At 48.4% G+C, this 22,273-nt stretch carries 12 protein-coding genes; 8 read left to right on the forward strand and 4 right to left on the reverse strand.

Annotated features, from left to right (window positions below; translation table 11 throughout):
• Positions 1 to 21: 21 nt before the first annotated feature.
• The 6 genes from ICL55_RS12535 (at position 22) to ICL55_RS12560 (ending at position 12,652) form a co-directional block, all read left to right on the forward strand.
• Entirely contained in the window at positions 22 to 1,467 is a 1,446-nt protein-coding gene (locus ICL55_RS12535; RefSeq protein WP_188097528.1) for a RagB/SusD family nutrient uptake outer membrane protein, read from the forward strand.
• A 358-nt stretch (positions 1,468 to 1,825) separates the two neighbouring features.
• Complete coding sequence (locus tag ICL55_RS12540; RefSeq protein WP_188097530.1) at positions 1,826 to 4,993, forward strand: SusC/RagA family TonB-linked outer membrane protein; 3,168 nt, start codon at positions 1,826 to 1,828, stop codon at positions 4,991 to 4,993.
• Positions 4,994 to 5,015: 22 nt separating this feature from the next.
• Positions 5,016 to 6,734, forward strand: coding sequence for a SusD/RagB family nutrient-binding outer membrane lipoprotein (locus ICL55_RS12545; protein ID WP_188097532.1), 1,719 nt, complete (start codon positions 5,016 to 5,018; stop codon positions 6,732 to 6,734).
• 31 nt (positions 6,735 to 6,765) lie between these two features.
• Positions 6,766 to 7,662, forward strand: coding sequence for a hypothetical protein (locus ICL55_RS12550; RefSeq protein ID WP_188097534.1), 897 nt, complete (start codon positions 6,766 to 6,768; stop codon positions 7,660 to 7,662).
• 473 nt (positions 7,663 to 8,135) lie between these two features.
• Positions 8,136 to 11,222, forward strand: coding sequence for a SusC/RagA family TonB-linked outer membrane protein (locus ICL55_RS12555; protein WP_188097536.1), 3,087 nt, complete (start codon positions 8,136 to 8,138; stop codon positions 11,220 to 11,222).
• A gap of 50 nt (positions 11,223 to 11,272) precedes the next feature.
• Positions 11,273 to 12,652 carry a SusD/RagB family nutrient-binding outer membrane lipoprotein gene (locus ICL55_RS12560; RefSeq protein ID WP_188097538.1) on the forward strand — a complete coding sequence of 460 codons (1,380 nt, stop codon included), beginning with the start codon at positions 11,273 to 11,275 and terminating at the stop codon, positions 12,650 to 12,652.
• A 174-nt stretch (positions 12,653 to 12,826) separates the two neighbouring features.
• Here ICL55_RS12560 and ICL55_RS12565 read toward each other — a convergent pair whose 3' ends face one another.
• Together ICL55_RS12565 and gatB are read right to left on the reverse strand one after the other, a co-directional pair.
• Entirely contained in the window at positions 12,827 to 13,990 is a 1,164-nt protein-coding gene (locus ICL55_RS12565) for a TlpA disulfide reductase family protein (protein WP_188097540.1), read from the reverse strand.
• A gap of 68 nt (positions 13,991 to 14,058) precedes the next feature.
• The gene (gatB, locus tag ICL55_RS12570) at positions 14,059 to 15,510 is read right to left on the reverse strand and encodes an Asp-tRNA(Asn)/Glu-tRNA(Gln) amidotransferase subunit GatB (protein ID WP_188097542.1); all 1,452 of its coding nucleotides are present in this window, start codon (positions 15,508 to 15,510) and stop codon (positions 14,059 to 14,061) included.
• Between the two features lie 107 nt (positions 15,511 to 15,617).
• Here gatB and ICL55_RS12575 point away from each other — a divergent pair, with 107 nt between their 5' ends.
• Positions 15,618 to 17,000, forward strand: coding sequence for an aldehyde dehydrogenase (locus tag ICL55_RS12575; protein ID WP_188097545.1), 1,383 nt, complete (start codon positions 15,618 to 15,620; stop codon positions 16,998 to 17,000).
• A gap of 105 nt (positions 17,001 to 17,105) precedes the next feature.
• On the opposite strand, the gene ICL55_RS12580 is transcribed toward ICL55_RS12575, so the two are convergent.
• Positions 17,106 to 18,113 (reverse strand): PDZ domain-containing protein, encoded by a 1,008-nt coding sequence (locus ICL55_RS12580; protein WP_188097547.1) that lies wholly within the window; start codon positions 18,111 to 18,113, stop codon positions 17,106 to 17,108.
• A gap of 189 nt (positions 18,114 to 18,302) precedes the next feature.
• Entirely contained in the window at positions 18,303 to 20,924 is a 2,622-nt protein-coding gene (gene alaS / locus ICL55_RS12585; protein ID WP_188097550.1) for an alanine--tRNA ligase, read from the reverse strand.
• A 351-nt stretch (positions 20,925 to 21,275) separates the two neighbouring features.
• Between alaS and ICL55_RS12590 the strand changes: the two genes are divergently transcribed.
• Positions 21,276 to 22,247, forward strand: coding sequence for a peptidoglycan DD-metalloendopeptidase family protein (locus ICL55_RS12590; protein ID WP_188097552.1), 972 nt, complete (start codon positions 21,276 to 21,278; stop codon positions 22,245 to 22,247).
• The last annotated feature ends 26 nt before the right edge of the window (positions 22,248 to 22,273 follow it).

Genomic DNA, 22,273 nt, shown 5'->3' on the forward strand with positions numbered 1-22,273 from the left:
AACAAAAACCTTGGTTAAATTATGAAATATCCAAAACTTTCTATACTCGCGCTGACGGCTGCTACTGCGTTTTCCGCATGTAACTCCAAGCTGGACATCGCACCTTCCAATGCGTTGGATAATGAATCAGCTGTCACCGAAGCAAATGCCCGTATTCTGGCCAACGGTCTGTATGAGCGTGCCCAGGAGCTGGAATATTATGGTCGTGATTTCAACGTGGTAACTGACGTTACCGGTAACGACATGAAGATCACCGCTGCTAACTCCAACCGTTTCCTTTACGAGTTTCAGTATATTTTCACACCGCTGACTGCTTCTCAAAGCAAAACATGGCTGAACGCCTATCGCGTAGCCAATCAGGCGAGCGTGATCATTGATAAACTGCCAGAAACAGCTACCACGAAAGAGTACAAAGGTGAAGCATATTTTATGCGTGCACTGGCGCACTTCGACCTGGCGAGAAGATATACCCGTCCTTATTCACAGATGAAGAATGACGCGACGAAACCCAATACAGGAGTGCCGCTGGCGATGAAAGCTGTAGACAATCCTGCTACTTTTAAGCCTACCCGTGCTACGCTGAAAGAAACGTATGATGCCATCATCAGCGACCTGAAAGCAGCAAAAAACCTGGCGCCTGATGGAGCTACCAAAACAGAAAAAGTTTTCCGTGGCTCTAAAGCTGCTGCCAGCGCATTGCTGACACGTGCTTACCTCTACGTCGGTGATACTGCCCTGGCGAATGATCCTAACTGGCAGGCCGTAATTGATGAAGCGACACCGCTCATTAATGCTTTCCCGCTGTGGAGCGACGCTAATTACCTGGCAAACTATACCACCAACAATCCTACCTCAGAAGATATCTTCTCCCTGCGTTTCCTGACACCGGAAAACAGAGGCGCTGATAACTTCGGTAATATCTACCTGCCCAATGATGGTACATCCACCAGCGGTTATGGTGATGTGCGCCTGAATCAGAACTTCATGTCCCTGCTGGAGGCTGCCGATTACCGTAACACAGTGGTAAAAACATTCTCCGGTAATAACTATATGATGAAGTGGGTTGGTAACGGTCTTGGTTTGACTGGTATGTCCAACGTGAAAGTGTTGAGAGTGAGTGAAGTGTTACTGAATCGTGCCGAAGCGTATATGCGCCAGGGCAACCTGCAGCTGGCTGTCAATGACATCAGTAACCTGCGTCAACACCGTGGATTATCAGCGTTTACTGCTGCTGACTTCAATAGCGTAAGAGCAGAGCTGATCAAACAGCGCAGGCTGGAACTGGTTGGTGAAGGCTTTGGTGCTACTGATCTGTTCAGGTTCATGGGTAAGCGCTCTATTACTGATGCAGATGCATTACGTCAGAGTGAGATCCTGCCGACTAGTCAATATGTGGCATTCCCAATTCCTCAGACAGAAATCGACGCTAACCCGAACATCGTACAGAATCCGGGTTACAACAAATAATCTCAGCAATCGCTGTAATAAGAGGGGCGCCATTTGGTGCCCCTTTTTATTTTAGGCCATGTTTGGTATCCTGACAACCCTATTGTTAACACCGATCCCATTTGTAAAAAAATTCTTTTATACAGATTTCTTCTTATTCGCATAAAAAAAATGTATCCCCGGGGCTGTATTTTTCTCAACATTTCCAAATGTCTTCCTGTTATCTAGATGTTATTTAACGAATATTTATATCCACTCATATAGCAAAATATCTGAAATCATCTGATATTATTTTAACCAATCTTGATAATATATCAGCTTTTTTTGTCGTAATTTAACTGAGTTAACTTCTATTTATCAATCAAAACCAAAGTTGCTTATGAAAAGAGAGCTACTACTATGGCTGTTCGTGTGCAGCAGCGTCCTCAACGCAGTAGCCCAGACACGAACGATTAGCGGAAAAGTTACGGATGCGAAAGATGGTTCTGCTCTTCCCGGCGTTACAGTAGTAATAAAAGGCACGACCAAAGGGGTTTTTACATCCGGTGACGGTACCTACAAGGTGAATAACGTAGCCAGTGGTACCACGCTCGTATTTTCCTTTGTCGGATATCTCACCAAAGAAGTCCCGGTAGGTCCAGGCAATGAAGTTGACGTAGCCATGGACGCCGATAAAAAACAATTGGGAGAAGTGGTGGTTACCGCCGTGGGCCTGAAACGGAACGAAACCTCATTAGGCTACTCGGTATCCACGGTGAAGCCGGACCAACTGGTGCAAAAATCTGAACCGGACATGTTGAAAGGATTGCAGGGCAAGGTGGCCGGTGTAGACATCAGAACATCACAAGGTACACCGGGAGCCGCCACCCGTATCAATATCCGCGGTAATACCTCCTTTTTTGGCAGTAACGAGCCTTTGATCGTAGTAGATGGGATTCCTTACAATAATGACCAGGTAACTACCTCCAGCCAAACATCCGGTGGCGGTGCCTACTCCAGCGGTCTTTCATCCCTCGACCCCAATGATATTGCTTCCATGACGGTGCTGAAAGGCGCCGCCGCCGCAGCGCTCTACGGCTCAAGGGCATCCAATGGCGCGATCATCATCACTACTAAATCAGGCAGTGCAAATACCGGTAAACGGAAAACAGAAGTGACCTACTCCTCTTCCCTGTCAATGGAAAGAGTCGCCAATCTGCCCAAATACCAGAATGAATTCGGTCCCGGCGCCAGCGGTAACTATCAGAACGCCAACGGATCATGGGGGCCTAAATTTGGTACCCTGGATTCAATACCGGTATGGCCCGACTATCTGAAGGCTTTCCCGCAACTGTTCCCCGCTTCCGGCAAAATTCCTTACGTCGCTGTCCCCGATAACGTAAAAGACCTGTTCCGCACCGGCTGGATCACAGAAAATTCTGTCGGTGTGAACGGTGGTAACGATAAATCGGCCCTTAGCGCCACTGCTTCCTATCTGAGCCAGGATGGTTATGTTCCCCACTCCTTCTTCAACAGAGGGAATATGTCCATCGGTGGCGTGACCCGGCTCACGAACGGATTAACGGTAAATGCCAATTTCAGCTACAGCACCAGTAATCAGGGTGGTAGTATCTTCGGCGAAAACCAGGTGCCGGGCGCCAGTTCTTCCTTTGCCCGTAACCTGTTCCTGGGAAGGAACTGGAATATCGCGGGACTACCTTTTGAAAATGCTGCAGGAAGACCGGTGTCCACCAATAACTCACAATATGATAACCCGCTCTGGGCTTTCAAACATAACACGATCTCTACTTCGACAGACCGCTATGTGGCGGGGCTCAAACTCAATTATGAAGTATTGCCCTGGTTTAACCTCAGTTACCAGTTTGGTGTGAACCAAAACTCCTTCCTCCGTAAGGAAGTAACGGATATCGGTTCCAGAGGGGCAGAAGGTAACGGACAAATCGTACAACAGAACTATCGTTTTACAGAAATAGAATCCAACCTCATTGGTACGTTTACCCCTAAACTGAAAAATGAGGATTTTGGTCTGAAAGTACTGGTAGGGCATAACGTCAACCAACGTACGACCAAGTCACAGATCAATACCGGTAAAACAATTGTGGTGCCGGGCGTATTTACCCTGCTCAACACCAAAACGGTTATTCCGACGGAAGATATCTTCATGCAACGCAGGTTGTGGGGTATTTTCGCGGAAGTGGACCTCGACTACAAGAAGTGGTTGTTCCTGACCCTGACAGGCAGAAATGACTGGTCGTCTACCCTGCCGTCCAGCAATCGCAGCTACTTCTATCCCAGTGTGGCGGCATCCTTTGTATTCACCGATGCGCTTAAACTGGACAGCAAGGTGCTGACCTTCGGTAAACTGCGTGCCAGCTGGGCGAAAGTGGGCCGCGATGCAGATCCCTATCAGCTGTTCAATATCTTCAGGGTGAACCCTGCGTTCCTCGGGCAGTCAGGCGTGATGCAGGACTTCGCTGCGGGCAACCCCAATTTGAAGCCTGAGTTTACCCAGGATTTTGAAGTGGGAACCAACCTGGAATTTTTCGAAAGAAGGATCACGTTGGACTTTGCCTGGTATACAAGGGTGTCTACCAACCAGATCGCACCATTGTCTCTGCCCCCTTCTTCCGGCTACGGACAAGTGATCGACAACTATGGAAAACTGACCAACAAAGGCATTGAAATAGATCTGAATGTGGTGCCTGTACGTAATCAAAACCTGACCTGGAACATACACGGTATTTTCACCAGAAACAGAAGTGTGGTGAAAGAGCTGAAACCAGGTGTTACGCGCCTGTTGTTGGGTGGCGTGCTGGATGAAATTTCTCCATTCCTGGAAGCGGGCAAACCGTATGGTTACCTGCGCGGAAGCGCTAACGTAAGGGATCAGGACGGATCGCTGCTCATTGATCCCACCAATGGATACCTGATCCGTGATCCTGAGCAACGGATGGTAGGCGATCCTAATCCGGATTTCAAAGCAGGTTTAGGTACTACCTTAAACTATAAAGGATTTTTCCTGAATGCACTCTTCGACCTGACCAGAGGCGGTGATATCTATTCCGTGACGGTCAGCTCCCTGCTTGGTCGTGGTGTGACAAAAGATAACGGTGCCGAACAACGTGAAAATGTATACGTCATTCCGGGATATTATGGAGATGTAAATACAGGGAAACCATTGTTGGATGATAAAGGAAACAGGATTCCTAACCATACTGCGATTAGCCGTTTTGAAATGTTCTTCGGTGAAACCTTCGCTATCAACTCCGCAACAGAATGGAACGTATATGACGCTACCGTCTATACTTTCCGTGAGTTGACACTGGGATATGATTTTCCCAAGAAGTGGTTCAGTAAAACGCCGATCGGTGCGCTTACGCTGACACTGACAGGAAGAAACCTCTGGTACTATGCACCGGATTTCCCCAAGTACACAAGATTCAATCCTGAAGTAGGCAGCTTTGGTTCTACCAACATACAGGGGATAGAATTGTCCGGAGCACCTACTACCAGACGTTATGGTGTAAACGTGAAAGTGACATTCTAGTTTATTACTAAAAATTGAACCGATGAAAAGACTAAGCAGTATAATTTTAGTTACGCTCGTTGTCGTGACGGGATGTACCAAGGGGTTTCTGGATATCAACAAAGATCCCAATAACCCTTCCACGGTATCTTTAAACTTACTACTGACAGGGGCAGAACAGGGATTGGCATATGATATGGGGTTTACCAACGATGCCCGTGGAGCCAGGGGGCTTACGGAGGTGTTGTCAGTATACGTGCATCAGATAGTGGTAAGGGAAAACCAGGACCAGTATGGGGCCAACGGTGCACAGTTTGATATTAACAATGCCTGGTCTGATTTCTATAGCTCACAGACGGTGAGCGGTCTTCCTGACTATATCGGAACGATGGAAAACGTTACGGTATTGATTTCTCAGGCAACTACGAATAATTATCGTCACTACGCGGGCATTGGAAAGCTGCTGAAAGCGTATGGTTTCAGTCAGTTTGTAGATGCTTTTGCAGATGTTCCTTTTTCGGAAGCCAATCAGTTTGGCTCTAACGGTCTGCGCTATCCGAAATATGACAAAGGTGCGGATATTTATAAGCAGTTATTCGCATTGATTGACGAGGCGATCGCGGACCTGCAGGCTCCGAACGGTGCGTTGGAACCAGGGAAAGACGATTTGTTTTATGGCGGGGATGTGAAAAAGTGGATCCGGTTCGCCAATAGCCTCAAATTGAAGCTATACAACCAGGTGCGGTTGGTGCAGGATGTGTCTGGCCCCGTGAGCCAACTGGTAAGTGGTGGTAATCTTTTCAGCCAGACCAGTGATGGATTTATGATGAAGTATGGATCACAGGTAGCTCCGGACGACAGAAATCCCGGGTTCAGTGAGTATTACGCTACCCAGAAATCACATTATATCAGTCCCTGGTTTTATGAAATCATGAAGGGGTATAATCCGCGCCTGTTTACCGGCATCAGAGACCCCCGCATTCCGTATTATTTCTACAATCAGAACTCTAAAGATGGTGGTTCCCAGAACCCTACTGAATATCGTGACTCTGCTTTTATCTCCATCTATTTCGGCTCTACCGGTACGAATAGAAATTCTTCACAGGATAACAGTATGACGGTATTTGGGCTGTATCCTGTTGGTGGCCGCTACGATGCCGGAGATGCGATTGTAGTAACGGCAGGCAGTGGTACCGGCGCCGCGCCTCTCAGGCTGCTCACTTACGCTGACGTGCTTTATATAGAAGCGGAGCTGATGAATGCAGGTGTACTGGCAGGAGATCCCCGCGCTAAATTATCTGCTGCCATCGACGAGTCTTTCAAGCAGGTGGATTTTGTTGCCAACCTGGCTAAAGGCGGACAAAACGTGCCTACCATTGTAGGTACCGGTGCTACCAACTACCGTAACAGCATCCTGGGAGTGTATGATGGCAGAGCTTCTGCCAAAGACAAACTGGAGGTGATCGTTACACAGAAGTGGATACAAGCTTTTGGCTTTAGTGGCGATACTTATTCAGATTACCGCCGTACCGGCTTCCCGATACTGTTTAATCCGAATGATCCGACGATGGCTCCGGGCGGATTTGCACAACCTCCGCTGCTGGGCAATCCTACGCTGCCGCCTCCGCAGGCGAGGGTACCGGTGGCGCTGGGCAGAAACTATCCGTTGTCACTGCCATGGCCCAACGTAGATATACAGGTAAATCCAAATGCCCCGGCACAGAAACAGCCAGACATAACACCCGTATTCTGGGATAAATAACTTCCACATTCACGGTACAAAAAAAGTAAGTATGAAGAATAAGATTATCTATATAACAATGTTGGTGGTTGGCGTGGTGATTTTTTATGCCTGTCGGAAGAATGATAACCCGAAGCTGCCGGACGGTATCAGCACCCGCCAGGTTCCCCAGTTGACACAGGATAAAAGCAAAGCCCTCCTGATCCAGTCAGACAACCTGCCTGATTTTAGTACAGCCTTCAACGTTGCCTTGTATTTCCCGTCTGGTGTGCAGCCTAAAACCACGGACGTGGTGGTGGCGATGAACGGAAAGTACAACAACGTAAAGGTATTGCAGGGTGGCATTGGCTCATTACCCACCACGGTGACCATGACCGGAACACAGCTGATGCAGTTGTTTGGCCTGGGCGCCAATGGGCTTAAAGCCGGCGACTTTTTCGAAGTGACTACTAATTTCACCATGAATGACGGTAGCCAGATACATGGATTTGGAGATACGGTGACGTTATCAGACGGTACCAAACGTTTCCTGCGTCCTTACGGCTCCGATGTGCTGAACGCAGCAGGATTGATCCGGATACTGACCTATACAAAGGTATGTCCACTGACGGTGAAGACTTACCTGGGTAGTATGACAGTGGACGATCCGGGCGTTACAGAAGGCACTTATCCGGTGACTGTGTCTGTTAATGCTGACAGCACGGTATTTACGTTCACCGGTTGGGCAGGTCTTGCAGGAGTGCCCATGACAGCCAAGTTTGACAAGGCGAGTTATCAGTTTACTATCGCTAAACAAAAAATAGCAGATCTCTTTTCGGGATATCACAATCTGACTGTCTCGGGTACCGGACAGATCAACCCCTGCGACACCACTATTGTGCTGAATGTGACAACAGAGGTGGATGAAGGAAGCTTTGGCAATAATGTCACTACTTTATCCAAGCCCTGAGAAAACAGGGTAAAAACTAATGTAATGGGAACGCGTCATCCGCAAGGGTGGCGCGTTTTTCGTTCGTATAGGGGTGGGTTAACTTATCAAGAATTATTTAGAATCAGGCTGATTTGTGAAAAATATTACCTTCGTTTTGTAGAAAATATTTTTTTGTTTTTATATCTTGTGTCCGTTTTTAAACAAAAATTAACATTTGAGTAAATATCAAAATCTGAACAATATCAAAATCTGAATAAACTTAGAATCAAAATCTGAATTTGTGTGATGTTGTTACCCGTTATTTACAGGCTTTGCTTATGATGCGTTAGAATCCTATGCTGTGGAGGAGTGTACCTAATGCGAATGTAGCGCTATTAGACACAATATACACCTGCATTTTCCCGGAATGAAGTTAAGCACCTCGTAATCCAACGACCCAACGACCCAGTGTTTTAGGTTAACTGAAATATTTTATCAAATCTAAATTGCTTATGAAAAGAGGACTACTCTTGTGGCTGCTCGTGGCCATTAGCGTCCTGCATGCCGCTGCGCAGACGCGAACGATTACTGGTACAGTAAAAGATGGCAAGGGCAATTCCCCTATTCCGGGAGTTTCCGTAGCGATCAAAGGTAAAGGTACCGGTACTTCCACCGGCCCCACCGGTACTTACAAACTCGCGGTACCCAATGGTGCAACGTTAGTATTTTCATTTATCGGCTATACTTCCCAGGAAGTGGTAGTAGGTGATCAGAATGTACTGGACATCACCCTGGAAGAGGATAAAAAACAACTGAATGAGGTGGTGGTAACCGCGTTGGGCATCACCAGAGAAAAGAAAAGCCTGGGCTATAACGTACAATCCGTGAAAGGTGAAGACCTGGTACGTGCCGGTGAAAACAACATCATCGAGTCACTGTCTTCCAAAGCTGCGGGTGTTCAGGTAATTGGTTCCGGTGGTACACCAGGTGCTTCCTCCAAAATCCTGATCCGTGGTAACTCCACCTTCACCGGTAACAACCAGCCGCTGATCGTTATCGATGGAGTACCTATCGACAACTCCACTAACTCTACTGTATCACAGACTTATCCGTACAATGCCAACCTGCAGGGTGTAAACAACTCCAACCGTGCATTGGACATCAACCCGGATGATATCGCTTCTGTGACCATCCTGAAAGGCCCTTCTGCAGCAGCACTGTACGGTGCCCGCGCAGGTAACGGTGCCATCATCTACACTACCAAAAGAGGTAAAGCAGGCTCCGTGCACGTGACCTATGACTTTAACGCAGGCTTCGATAAAGTAAGCCAACTGCCTAAAGAACAAAATATTTATGCACAGGGCTCTATCAAAAATGGTGTACCTGTTTATCTGCCTAACTTCACCACTACTGCTCCTGTAGTTGAAAGCTGGGGTCCGAAAATCAGCTCCCTGAGCGGTGTTACAGCTCACAATAACACCAGGGACTTCTTCCAGACTGGTACTAACTTTACCCACAATGTATCCGCTACCGGTGGTAACGAAGTGTCTACTTATCGTATCTCCCTGAGCCGTGCAGACCAGAAAGGTATCGTTCCTAATACCAACTTCTATCGTACATCTGTTCGCGCTAACTTCGATACAAAAGTTACTCAGCGTCTGACCATGAATGCTTCCATGAGCTATGCTGCTACGGAAGGCACCAAAGCACAGAATGGTAGCAATACTTCCGGTATCATGCTGCCGCTGATGAGAACTCCGGCCAGCTTTGATCTGAAAGATTACCTCAATGCAGACGGTTCCAGCAAAAACTTCGTTAACAACTACGATAACCCTTACTGGACTACAGAAAATAACCCATTCAAGGATAAAGTTGACCGTTTCGTAGGTAACATCGGTGCTAACTACGAAATTAACGACTGGTTAAAAGCTATTTACAAACTGGGTGCTGACGTGTATTCTGATGGCAGAAAACAAATATTTGCTATCGGTTCTAACGGTAACCCTACCGGTATGCTGGAAGAAAATACCATCAGAAGCAGACAATACTACTCTGACCTGATCCTGAGCGGTCACAAAGAGTTTAAAGAGAAATACTCTGTGACTGCCAACATTGGTGGTAACGTTACCCAAACAAGCTTACAGTCTCTGTATGGCCGTGGTACTGATCTTTCTATCCCGAATTACAACAACCTGGGTAATGCTTCTACACTGTATTCAGATGAAAGCACTACTTTCCAGCGTTCTTCTGCCTTCTTCTATGATGTGCAGTTCGGCTACAAAAACATCGTTTTTGTGGGTACTACCGGTCGTAACGAGTGGGCTTCTACTTTCGGCAAGCAAAAAAATAACTTCTTCTATCCTTCTGTGAACGCATCATTTGTGTTTACCGATCTGCTGCCTAAAAGCAATGTCCTGACTTACGGCAAACTGAGAGGTGCTATCGCCCGTGGTGGTCTGGCTCCTAATCCGTATTCTTCCCTTACTTATTATGTAAAACCTTTCTTTGCTGACGGCTTTACGGATGGTAACTCCTTCCCCTTCCAGAAGCAGAATGGTTTCCTGTATAACAACGTCTTCGGTAACCCGAACCTGAAAGCTCAGACTGTGGTGGAAAAAGAAATCGGTTTAGACCTGAAATTCTTTGACGCCCGTCTGAACATTGAAGCAACTTATTACAACAAGAAAACTTCTGACCTCCTGGTATTAAGACCACTGGCCGGTTCTTCCGGATTCCAGAAAATGCTGGATAACACCGGTTCTATGGTGAACAAAGGATGGGAAGTTGCCGTGTCTGGTGACGTGATTCGTTCCAAAAACTTCAACTGGAATATCAACATCAACTTTACCAGAAATAAAAACGAAGTATTGGAACTGGGTGAAGGCGTTACTGAAATTGACGTTGAACCAGCCTTCACTTCTATCGGCTCTTTTGCTATCGTTGGTCAGCCTTACGGTGCCCTCTATGCTTCCAAATGGAAACGTTCTGACAAAGGTGAACTGATTATCGGTTCAAACGGTCTGCCTATTGTTGACGACAAACGTGGTAACATTGGTAATCCGTTCCCGGACTGGACAGCAGGTGCAAGATCTACCTTTAACTATAAAGGCATTACACTGGGTGTACTCTTCGATATCCGCCAGGGTGGTAAAGTCTGGAATGGTACTATTGCCAGAATGCACCAACTGGGTAGAACCGAAGAATCTGCTGACAGAGAAAGAACTTATGTTATTCCTGGTGTAACCGATGATGGTACCGGTAAACTGGTGCCTAATACACAGGCTATTACTGCAGAGAAATATTTCAAATCTTATCTGGGTGATGGTGCAGGTTCTGCAACAGAGAACGCTGTATATGATGGTTCCTGGGTACGTCTGAGAGAAGTATCCCTCTCTTACCGTTGGAATCTGAAAGGTCAGAAAATCATTCGTTTTGTTGAACTGACTGGTACTGGCCGCAACCTGTGGCTGTCTACCAAGTATCCTGGTGTAGATCCTGAAACCAGCTTGACTGGTGCCGGTTCTAACCTGACTGGATTTGATTACTTTAATAACCCGGGTACCAAAAGCTACGCCATCGGTGTGAAACTGGGCTTATAATAAAGTAAGACTTGGCGATACTAATATTTGGTAATACTAATAACGAGATAATGAAAAAAATCATAATAGCACTCACATTGCCTTGCATCATGCTTTCTACTTCCTGCAGTAAGTTTGTTGACGGGTATGAAGTTTCTCCGAACAACCCAATTAAAGCTACCGGCCCATTGGTGTTGTCCAGTGCCGAACTGGGGTTGATGTCGGTTTATGCAGGCACACCTGCACGTACAGCGGGAATCCTGACCCAGCAACTGGGTGGTACAGCAGATCAGATGCTGGCCATCGATATGTATGATATCAAGGAAGGCGATGCCACCAATGACTGGAATAACATTTATAACAACGTTATTCAGCCTTGTAATGACATCGTTGCCCAGTATAGTGAAGGTAACCCGCATAACAAGGGGATAGCACTCGTTGTGAAGGCAATGGGTCTTGCCGTTGCCACGGATCTGTGGGGTGATGTGCCTGGCCAGGAAGGTGGTATGGGTAATATTACCGGCAACTTTTCACCGAAGTACGACGCGCAAAAAGATATCTACACTCAAATCCAGTCTCTGCTGGATGAGGCGATCGTTTTGCTGAAAACTACCGGACAAGATGTACGCGAGGTAGGCACCAACGATCTGTTCTTTAAAGGAGATACCAACAAGTGGTTAAATACCGCTTACCTGCTGAAAGCCAGATATGCTATCCACCTGACCAAAAAGAACGCCAATGATGCTGCTACTAAAGCATTGGATGCGTTGAATAACGTAACGAATGCCGGTGACCTGCGCGCAACTTATGGCGAGTCTACCAACGAGTTCAATCAATGGTATCAGTTTAGCCTGGACCGTGCTCCCCTTCTCAGAATGGGTGCAAACCTGATCAATATGATGAAGGCCAGCAACGACCCACGTCTCAGCGTATACGCTGCGGTTGCAGCCGGTGGAGGTTATGTTGGTGCTGCTCCTGGTTCTGAGAACCAGAATGCTTCTGAACTGGGTACTTACATGGCGGGTCAGACAGCTCCTATCACCCTCGCAGGTTATGTAGAAGCATTGTTCATTAAAGCAGAAGCAAACTTCCTCCTGGGTAAAGCTCAGGAAGCTGCTGACGCTTACAATACCGCTGTGCTCACACATGTACAGAATGCAACCGGCAGCCCTGCTCCTGATGCTTTCAAAACAGCTTATGCCAGCGAAACTGCTGCTTCTATCACGAAGGAGAAAATCATGAATCAGAAATATGTTGCGCTGTTCGCTCAGATCGAAACATATACTGACTGGCGCCGTACAGGCTTCCCAACACTCACGCCTAATCCGAGCAACGTGTTGAACAAACCTGCTATTCCGCGTCGCCTCCCTACTGACCAGAACGAACGTCTGTACAACAAAAATGTAGTTGTAACAAGCGATATCCTGAAACCAGTATGGTGGGATGAATAATCAAAAGCATCTCTTTTCATAAAGCAGACAGGCTGACCATTATTGGTCAGCCTGTTTTTTTATATGCATTGCCGGCGGAATAGTTTGTATTCCTGACATACGATGAAAATACAAAGGGCTGGCCCGTTTGAAGGCCAGCCCTTTGCATTGATCAATATAAATAATCGGAAGATATTATTTCAGTACTTCTTTCAGTTTAGCGATCAGCTGATCGCCTCTGAGGTTGCTGGCGATCACTTTACCCTGAGGATCGAGCAGGAAGTTAGTAGGGATAGCGTTGATGCCATATAAAGGCACTACAGAAGAGTCCCAGAATTTCAGATCGCTTACGTGGTTCCAGGTGAGGCCGTCTTTTATGATAGCGGCTACCCATTGATCTTTGGTTTTATCCAATGACACGCCGAAGACGGTGAAGTTTTTACCTTTAAACTGCTGGAAGGCTTTCACTACGTTCGGATTTTCTTCGCGGCAGGGACCACACCAGCTGGCCCAGAAATCGAGCAGTACATATTTGCCACGCATAGATTTCAGGCTGATCATTTTACCGTTAGGGTCCGGAAGGGTGAAGTCGGGAGCTTCCATTCCCACTTTTACAGCGGTTGCTTCTTCGTCATCTCCGCCTGCTGCGTCCGCACTGCCTAACTGGTTGTTTTTCTCCAGTTCAGCGATTTTGTCGGTCATGCTTTTGACCAAAGTATTTTTAGGGAAGCGGGTGGTTAAACCGGTGATGATTTGTTTATGGGAGATGATTTCTTCCGGGTTTCTTACCTGGCTGATCGCAAATACGGCGTTGGCCGGATTTTTTGTTTTTTCAGCCATGTTAAAGAATCCCTGTTCGAAATCTTTTTCTTTTTTCTGGATAGCGGCCAGCTGTGGCTGGAATACGCTGTCCGGCACTTTGGCGCCGTGAAGGCTGTCTACCCTGCGCATTTCTTCTGTGAGGGCGATGGACTGTTTGCTGATGTCTTGCAGGAACTGCTGCAGCTCAGAAGTAGCTTCAGAACCGCTTACCTTCAAACCTTCGAGGTTGTTGGCATCTCCTTCCAGTTTCATATCGCCTGCATCGAGAGAGAGCAGGATGAATTTGCCATTGTCGAAACGGATGCGGTAGAGACCTTGTTCAGGTACCATACCTTTCAGGGTAAATTTACCGCTGGCATCTTTTACGCTGGTGGAGTCTACCACTTTCAGGTTGTCCAGCGTCAGCTCTTCCAGTACTACAGGTCCAAGGGGAAGATTAGTAAAGTGTCCCTCGATTTTAAATTCTCCTTTCTCTGTTTGTCCGGTACATCCCGCCAGGAATGCAGCTACGGACATCCACAATAAGTATTTTTTCATGCTACTGATTTTTTATCGTTTTCTGAGCCTTTCAACTGTCAATATTAGCTAAATATCTTCAAAGCGGCTTATCCTTTCAGTTTTTCGGCCAACAGCTCGTTGGTCAGTCGTGGATCTGCCTTGCCTTTGGATAGTTTCATCACTTCCCCTACAAAGAGCGACATCAGGCCTTTTTTGCCGCCGCGGAAGGCGGCTACCTTATCCGGATATTTGGCCAGCACCTCATCGATGATGGGGCTGATATTGTCGGCGTTGGTGTCCTGGAGGAGATTGAGCCGGGTGGCGATGGCCAGCGGATCTTCCGTAGTGGCGGTAATCATCTCCGGTAATATCCGTGAGGAGGCGATGGAGAAGCTTACTTTCCCGCTGTCGGTGAGGTGGATAAGCGCTGCCAATGCTGCCGGGGTGACCGGAAACCGGGAGATGTCCGCGGAATGCTCGTTGAGCCAAGATTTCACAGGGCCCAGCATCCAGTTGGCGGCAGCCTTATATTGTGTAGTGACTGCAGTGAGGCTTTCAAAATAGTCGGCGGTGCCTTTGTCGTCGCAGATCACGCGGGCATCGTATTCCGACAGTCCGTATGCAGTGGTGTATTTCCGGATCAGTTCTTCCGGCAAAGCGGGCAGGGTGGCTCTGATAGCGGCGATAAACTCGTCGGTGAGATGGAATGGCGCCAGGTCTGGCTCGGGGAAGTAACGATAGTCGTTAGCTTCTTCTTTGGAGCGCAGGGAGAAGGAGCTGCCGGTAGCTGCGTCGAAGCTGCGGGTTTCCTGTATCAGGGTGCCGCTGGCTTCCAGCAGGTCGATTTGCCTTTTTACCTCGTTATCAATGGCCCGCTTTACGTTACGGATGGAGTTCATGTTTTTCACTTCCACCTTGGTGCCCAGCGTGGTAGTGCCTTTGATGCGTACGGAGATATTGGCGTCGCAGCGCATACTACCTTCTTCCATGTTGCCGTCGCATACGCCGAGGTAACGCACGAGGCGCCGCAGTTCGGTCAGGTAGGCGTAGGCTTCATCGCTGGTGTGCATATCCGGTTCACTCACAATTTCCACGAGTGGCACGCCGGCGCGGTTGTAGTCAACATAGCTGTTGGCCGGGTCCTGATCATGGAGGAGCTTACCGGCATCTTCTTCCAGATGGATACGGTTGAGCTGAATCTGCCGGCTGCCGGCATCGGTTACTACCGGCACATAGCCACCTTTGCAGATGGGCGCGGTATGCTGGGATACCTGGTACCCTTTCGGCAGATCGGGATAGAAGTAGTTCTTACGGGCGAAGTAATTATCCTTTTCTATTTCGCAATGGCAGGCGAGGCCTAATTTAATGGCGTATTCGGCTGCTTTACGGTTCATCCGGGGCAGGGTGCCGGGATGTGCCAGGGAAATGGCGCTGATATGGGTGTTGGGCGCCCCGCCAAAGGCAGCACTGTCACTGCAGAACAGTTTGCTGTCGGTGAGCAGCTGGGCATGCACTTCCAGCCCGATCACTGTTTCATATTTGCTGTAGATATCGCTCATAATCCGTACTGATTATCGCAAATATATTCAAATAATGCTGGGTTTCCGACCTATTTCATGCCCGGAAATGCCTAACTTGAGGCAGATAAAGGTTAAATTTTTACCCTATGATCAGCAATGCCCAGATAAGCCAGCTGTACAATGCCCAGCATGACTATTTCGATTCCGGTGTTACCCGCCCCTATGCCTTCAGAAAAGCGATGCTGCAAAAACTGAAGAAAGCGATTCAGCGGTATGAGCCCCGTATTCTCGAAGCGTTGAAACAGGATCTCAACAAACACCCGCTGGAGGCTTATAGCAGCGAAGTAGGGTTTCTCTATGAAGAGATTGCCTATATAGCCGCCAATCTGAAACAGTGGATGGAGCCGGAGGTGGTGACTTCCCCCTTTGTGACCTATCCCAGCAGCAGCCGCGTATACCGTGAGCCGTTGGGACTTACGCTGATCATTGCGCCCTGGAATTATCCTTTTATGCTGCAACTGAGCCCACTGGTAGGCGCTATTGCGGGCGGCAACTGCGCCATCCTGAAGCCTTCCGAGCTGGCGCCGCATACGGCTGCCGTGATCGCGGAACTGATCCGGGAAACATTTGACCCGGCTTATATCAGTGTGGTGGAAGGTGACGGTAGTACCGTTATCCCTGAACTGATGGCTTTCCGTTTCGACCATGTATTTTTTACCGGCAGTATCCCCGTCGGCAAAAAAATCATGGAGATGGCCGTGCCGCATCTCACACCGGTTACGCTGGAACTGGGCGGTAAATCGCCCTGCATCGTAGATGAAAAAGTGAATATAAAGGTGGCGGCTAAACGGATCGTCTGGTCCAAATTCTGGAATGCAGGCCAAACCTGTGTAGCGCCGGATTACCTGCTGGTACACCACAAGGTGAAAGAAGAACTGCTGGCGGCCCTGAAAGCGGCCATCGTGGAGTTTTTTGGCGAGAACCCAGCGGATAGCAGCGACTATGCCCGTATGATCAATACCCGCCGGTTTGATGCGGTGGCTGCCTATCTGAAAGAAGGACGTATCCTCTACGGTGGCCAGACTGATCGTGATCAACGTTATATCGCCCCTACCCTGCTGGAAGAGGTGGAATGGGACGATCCGGTGATGCAGGAGGAAATTTTCGGCCCGGTGTTGCCTATCCTGACTTTTGAAACGCTGCCACAGGCTATCCAGGCGATTAAGAAAAACCCATATCCGTTAGCGTTATATGTCTTCACCAAAAGCAAAAAAACAGAGAACGCATTAATAGAGCAGGTACGCTTCGGCGGCGGCTGTGTGAACAACGCGCTGGTACATCTTACCAATCCGGAGCTTCCTTTTGGCGGCGCAGGTTTCAGTGGCATGGGACAGTACCACGGCCGCTACAGTTTTGAAACGTTCACTCATGCTAAAGGCATGCTGAAAACCGGTACCTGGCTGGATGTGCCGGTAAAATATCCGCCGTTTAAAAATAAACTCGGCCTGTTGAAAAAGATCATGAAATAAAGCGCCAGGATGAAGTCCTGGGCTACAACATAAAAACGAAGAGGCTGACCACGCAGGTCAGCCTCTCGTCTGTATAATTAAACCCAAAAGAAAAAAGTCTCGTTTTTAAAGGTCCGCTGTGTGCAGTTTTTTCGGCACTTTGATGTCGATTGTCTGTGTCTGGCCATTTCGTTTAATCGTAGCCGTTATCGTTCCTTTGTCGCGGTTGGCGCGGTAAATCTCTGCCACATCATGCGCTGATTTTACCGTGCTGCCGGCCATGTCGGTGATCAGGTCATTGACTTTGAAGCCTGCTTTTTCGGCGGGAGAGCCCGGTGCCATATTGATCACCTGTGCGCCGTTTCCGTCGTCGGTGTCCTGTACCTGGATACCGAGTTTCACGCCTTCATCTGCCCTTTCAAAACCAAAGCCTTGTCCGCCGCGAGGCATGGGAAAGGTGAACAACTCGCTTCTTCTGCGCGGTGCGTTGAAGATACCGCCGAAGGAATTTTCCTTCCTTTCGTCCAGCGTAACGGTGGCTTTGTTTTGTTTATTATTGCGTGTATACGATACCGTTATTTTATCGCCTGGTTTGAAACGACCAATGGTTTCAAATAAGGCTTTCGGTTCGTTGATGACTTCATTATTGATTTTTGTGATAGCGTCTCCCACTTTGATACCTGCTTTGTCTGCCGGGCTGCCGGGGGCGACTGATTTCACGGTGGCGCCTACTGCTGTCGTTTTCTCGGTGATAACGCCTAATACGGCTTTGTTGCCGGTAATAGGAAGTTCCTCGCCTTCATCATCTCCTTCACTGCCAAACAGCTGAATTTCATCCCGGGAAGATCCGTTGTCAAAGCTGAAGTTGTTCCCATTCATCGGGGTAATGCGCCGGCGGAAAACGGAGATGTCCGGATTGCTGTACTGGTCCATTTTTTGGCCGTCTAACAGGATATCGCCGTCTTTGATTTCTACGATTACCTTACCGCCTTTGTTGCTTTTGTTTTTGATGACGATTTCATCATACTCGCCCATTTTATCTTTTGCTGAAGCACCTGGACTTTGTGCAGCGGCCACGCTTACAGCGAGGCAACTAAAGCCTGCCAGGGTAAAATTTCTGAGTACGTTTTTCATATGCCAGTTTGATTTTTTTGAGTGCTACAAAATTAACCGGGGCAACATGTAAGAAAAAGTTAAAACTGTCCGCCAGGTGACCGCGGTCATTAGATGAATTGTTAAAATTTGCCCTGAGGGGGCTAAGATACAGCATAAAAAAAGGCTGACCCAAAAAGGTCAGCCTTCCTGTCGATATACGAAATGAAATTATCCGATGATGGCTTTCACGGCAGCTACCACCTGGTCCAGTTTGTCGATCTCCTGTCCACCTGCTGTGGCAAAGGATTTCTGACCGCCGCCGCCGCCTTTGATCAGCGGAGCTACTTTTTCTTTGATGATTTTAGGCGCTTCCCAGCCTTTGGCTGTTACCAGTTCCTCTGCGATGCTGAGGGCTACGCTGGCTTTACCGCCGATGTTGGCGGCAAACAGCAGTACATGGTTGGGGATATCGTTTTTCAGCTGGAGTGCCAGTTGTTTAAGGCCTTCCGCGTTGCTAACGTTCACCACCAGTCCAAGGAAATTGACGCCGTTGATGTCCTGTGCCTGATCACGCAGGGTGGCTGCGAGCTGGCGAACTTTTTCCAGTTCCAGGGCTTCCACTTGTTTTTCCAGGGAAGACTTGTCCTGCACCAGTGTTTCCACTGTTTTTACCAGTTCTTTCGGGTTTTTCAGTACGTTTTTGATCTCTTTGAGTTGTTGCAGCTGTTCGTTCACGAAAGCTTCCGCTTTAGCGCCGGTAACGGCTTCCACGCGGCGTACGCCGGCAGCTACCGCTCCTTCAGACACAAACTTAAACAGGCCCAGTTCTCCGGTAGTGGCTACGTGTGTGCCGCCGCAGAGTTCTACGCTGTAAGCCGGGTCCATGATCACCACGCGTACCACGTCGCCGTATTTCTCACCGAAAAGAGCCATAGCGCCCAGTTGCAGGGCTTCTTCTTTCGGCAGTTCCTTTATCACCACCGGGATGTTCTGGCGGATTTTTTCGTTGACGATCGCTTCAATCTGTGCCAGTTCTTCATCCGTTACTTTGGCGAAGTGGGAGAAGTCAAAGCGCAGGTTCTCGGCATTCACCAGAGAGCCTTTCTGGGCCACGTGCGTACCTAATACCTGGCGCAGCGCGGCGTGCAGCAGGTGGGTAGCGGAGTGGTGACGGGCAGTATTGTGACGGATATCTTTGGTGACCGTTGCTTTCACCCTGGCAGCCGGATTAGCGGGCAGTTTATCGGCGAAGTGGATGATCAGGTTATTTTCTTTTTTGGTGTCGGTGACGTGTATCACCTCATCGTCGAAGTGGAGTACGCCGGTATCGCCTACCTGTCCGCCACTTTCTGCGTAGAAAGGAGTCTGGCCCAGTACCAGCTGGAACTGCTCTTTACCTTTGGCTTTCACGGTACGGTATTTCAGCAGTTTGGTCGTGCTTTCCAGCTGTTCGTAGCCGATGAATACGGATTCCGGTGTTTCGTCGAGGATCACCCAGTCGCCGGCGTCTACGGCTGTAGCGGCGCGGGAGCGGTCTTTCTGTTGTTGCATCGCAGCCTCGAAGCCTGGCTTGTCGGCAGTAAAGCCTTTTTCCGAGGCGATGAGGGTGGTGAGGTCGAACGGAAAACCGTAAGTGTCGTATAATTCAAAGGCAGTCTGGCCGTCGATAGCTTTGGTGGCTGCCTGTTGCTGCATAAAATCTTCAATCCGGCGGATACCGCTTTCGAGGGTACGCAGGAAGTTGTTCTCTTCTTCAAACACTACTTTCTTCACAAAGTCCACCTGTTGTTGCAGCTCAGGGAATACGTGAGAGAACTGGGCTGCCAGTACGGGCACCAGATCGTGCAGCAATGGTTTCTTCACATCGAGGAAGGAGAAGTAGTACCGTACGGCCCTGCGCAGGATGCGACGGATCACATAGCCGGCGCCGGTATTGGATGGCAGCTGACCATCGGCGATGGTGAAGGAGATGGCGCGGATATGGTCGGCGATTACGCGGAAAGCCACGTCTTTGCGGGTATCGGTGCCTTCATATTTCTTGCCGGTGAGCTGTTCGGTGATATGGATAGTGCCCATGAACACGTCGGTGTCGTAATTGGAGGTTTTACCCTGCAGTACGCGTACCAGTCGCTCGAAGCCCATGCCGGTGTCCACGTGTTTGGCAGGCAGCGGTTCGAGGGATTTGTCTTTCAGGCGGTTGAACTGCATGAATACATTGTTCCATATTTCGATCACCTGTGGGTGGTCAGCGTTAACGAGCGTCTTACCGTCGATGGCCTGCCTTTCGTTGTCTGGACGGCAGTCTACGTGTATTTCGGAGCAGGGGCCGCATGGACCGGTGTCTCCCATTTCCCAGAAGTTATCTTTTTTGTTGCCCAGCAGGATGCGGTCTTCAGGAACATGTTCTTTCCAGAAGTTATAGGCTTCCTCGTCTTTAGGCAGGTTTTCGCTCGCATCTCCTTCAAAAACAGTGACATAGAGTTTGTCTTTCGGGATTTTATACACTTCTGTCAGCAGTTCCCAGCTCCAGGCGATGGCTTCTTTCTTAAAATAGTCGCCAAAGCTCCAGTTGCCCAGCATTTCGAACATAGTATGGTGATAGGTGTCGATACCTACTTCTTCCAGGTCGTTATGCTTGCCACTAACACGAAGACATTTTTGCGTGTCCGCCACCCGGGTGTGGGCCGGCGTTTTATTGCCCAGAAAGTAGTCTTTAAACTGGTTCATGCCCGCGTTGGTGAACATCAGGGTGGGATCGTTTTTAATCACGATAGGGGCAGAAGGAACGATCTGGTGTCCTTTTGACGCAAAAAAATCCAGGAATTGCTGTCTTATCTCAGATGCTGTCATAAATATGGATGCGAGTTAATATGTATTTTTGTTGCCATGTAACAACGAAAAACAGGCGTTTCTGTATTGTTTTTCAAGCCATTATAAAGTAGTTAGAAAATTGACATTCAAAAGGTTGATGTTTTAATCTAATTACATTAGGTTTGTGCGCCTTATTTTCCGACGGTTTACAGGGAGTGCAAAAATATCGAAACCTGTATGATTATTCAAAACAGGTTGTGTTACCCGGCAAAAAAGTTAATGTGGACAGAAAATATCGCAAAAACGGCCATCCGCTTGTTTGGACCTCATGAAATAAAACTGCTGAATCAGCGTTCACTGCTGTAAGCCAGCGTAAAGTACACCCGGTGCATGAAGAAGGTTAAATATTTTTACAACACCCAAACATTAAAATATGAGAAGCTCGTAGTATCCCTGCGGGTGAAGATCCTGAGAATACTCGGGTTTGTATCTGCTGCCATCGTTACCGGGGCGATCTTTCTGTCGGTGGCCTACAGGGTGGTGGATTCCCCTAAGGAAAAGTCGCTACGCCGCGACCTGGAGGGAATGAAGGAAAAATATGAAGCTTTACAGGGCCGCATGAAGGAAGTGAAGGGGAAACTGACCGAGCTGGAAGAGCGGGACAATGAAATTTACCGGGTGATCTTTGAAGCCTCTCCTATTCCCGACAGTGCGCGGGAGGGCAAAATTAACCGCGATGAAGAGGCGGCCCAGCTGCAATCCTTCGCCAGTAGCGAAATCATGGCTTCTACAGGTATTTTGCTGAAAGAACTGACCAATCGAATCAAATCACAGGAAAAATCTTACGACGAGATTGATAATCTCGTGAAAAATAAACAGCAGATGCTGGCTTCTATTCCGGCGATACAGCCGGTGGCCAACAAAGACCTGAAGCATATCGCTTCCGGTTTTGGATACCGTATCGATCCGATCTATAAAACCATGAAATACCACGCGGGTCTCGACTTTGCGGCGCCCAGCGGTACGCCTATCTACGCTACCGGCGATGGTACTGTGGAAGAGGCCAGTCTGAGCGACGTAGGATACGGCAACCACGTGATTGTACGACATGGATATGGCTATAAAACGTTGTATGGCCACATGCTCCGCATGAAGGTGAAGTCCGGCCAGGCCGTAAAACGCGGTGATGTACTGGGCTGGGTAGGCAGCACCGGTAAGTCCACCGGCCCGCACTGCCACTATGAAGTCATTAAAAACGGAGAGAAAGTTGACCCGGTGTACTTCTTCTTTAATGACCTCACTCCCGAACAATTTGACCGTATGCTGAAGATGGCCAGGTCCGGTAACCAGTCCTTCGACTAATATCCGGCGCTGTTAGTGGCTAGGTT

It is taken from the genome of Chitinophaga varians, from assembly GCF_014529945.1.
In the GTDB taxonomy this organism is placed as follows: domain Bacteria; phylum Bacteroidota; class Bacteroidia; order Chitinophagales; family Chitinophagaceae; genus Chitinophaga; species Chitinophaga varians.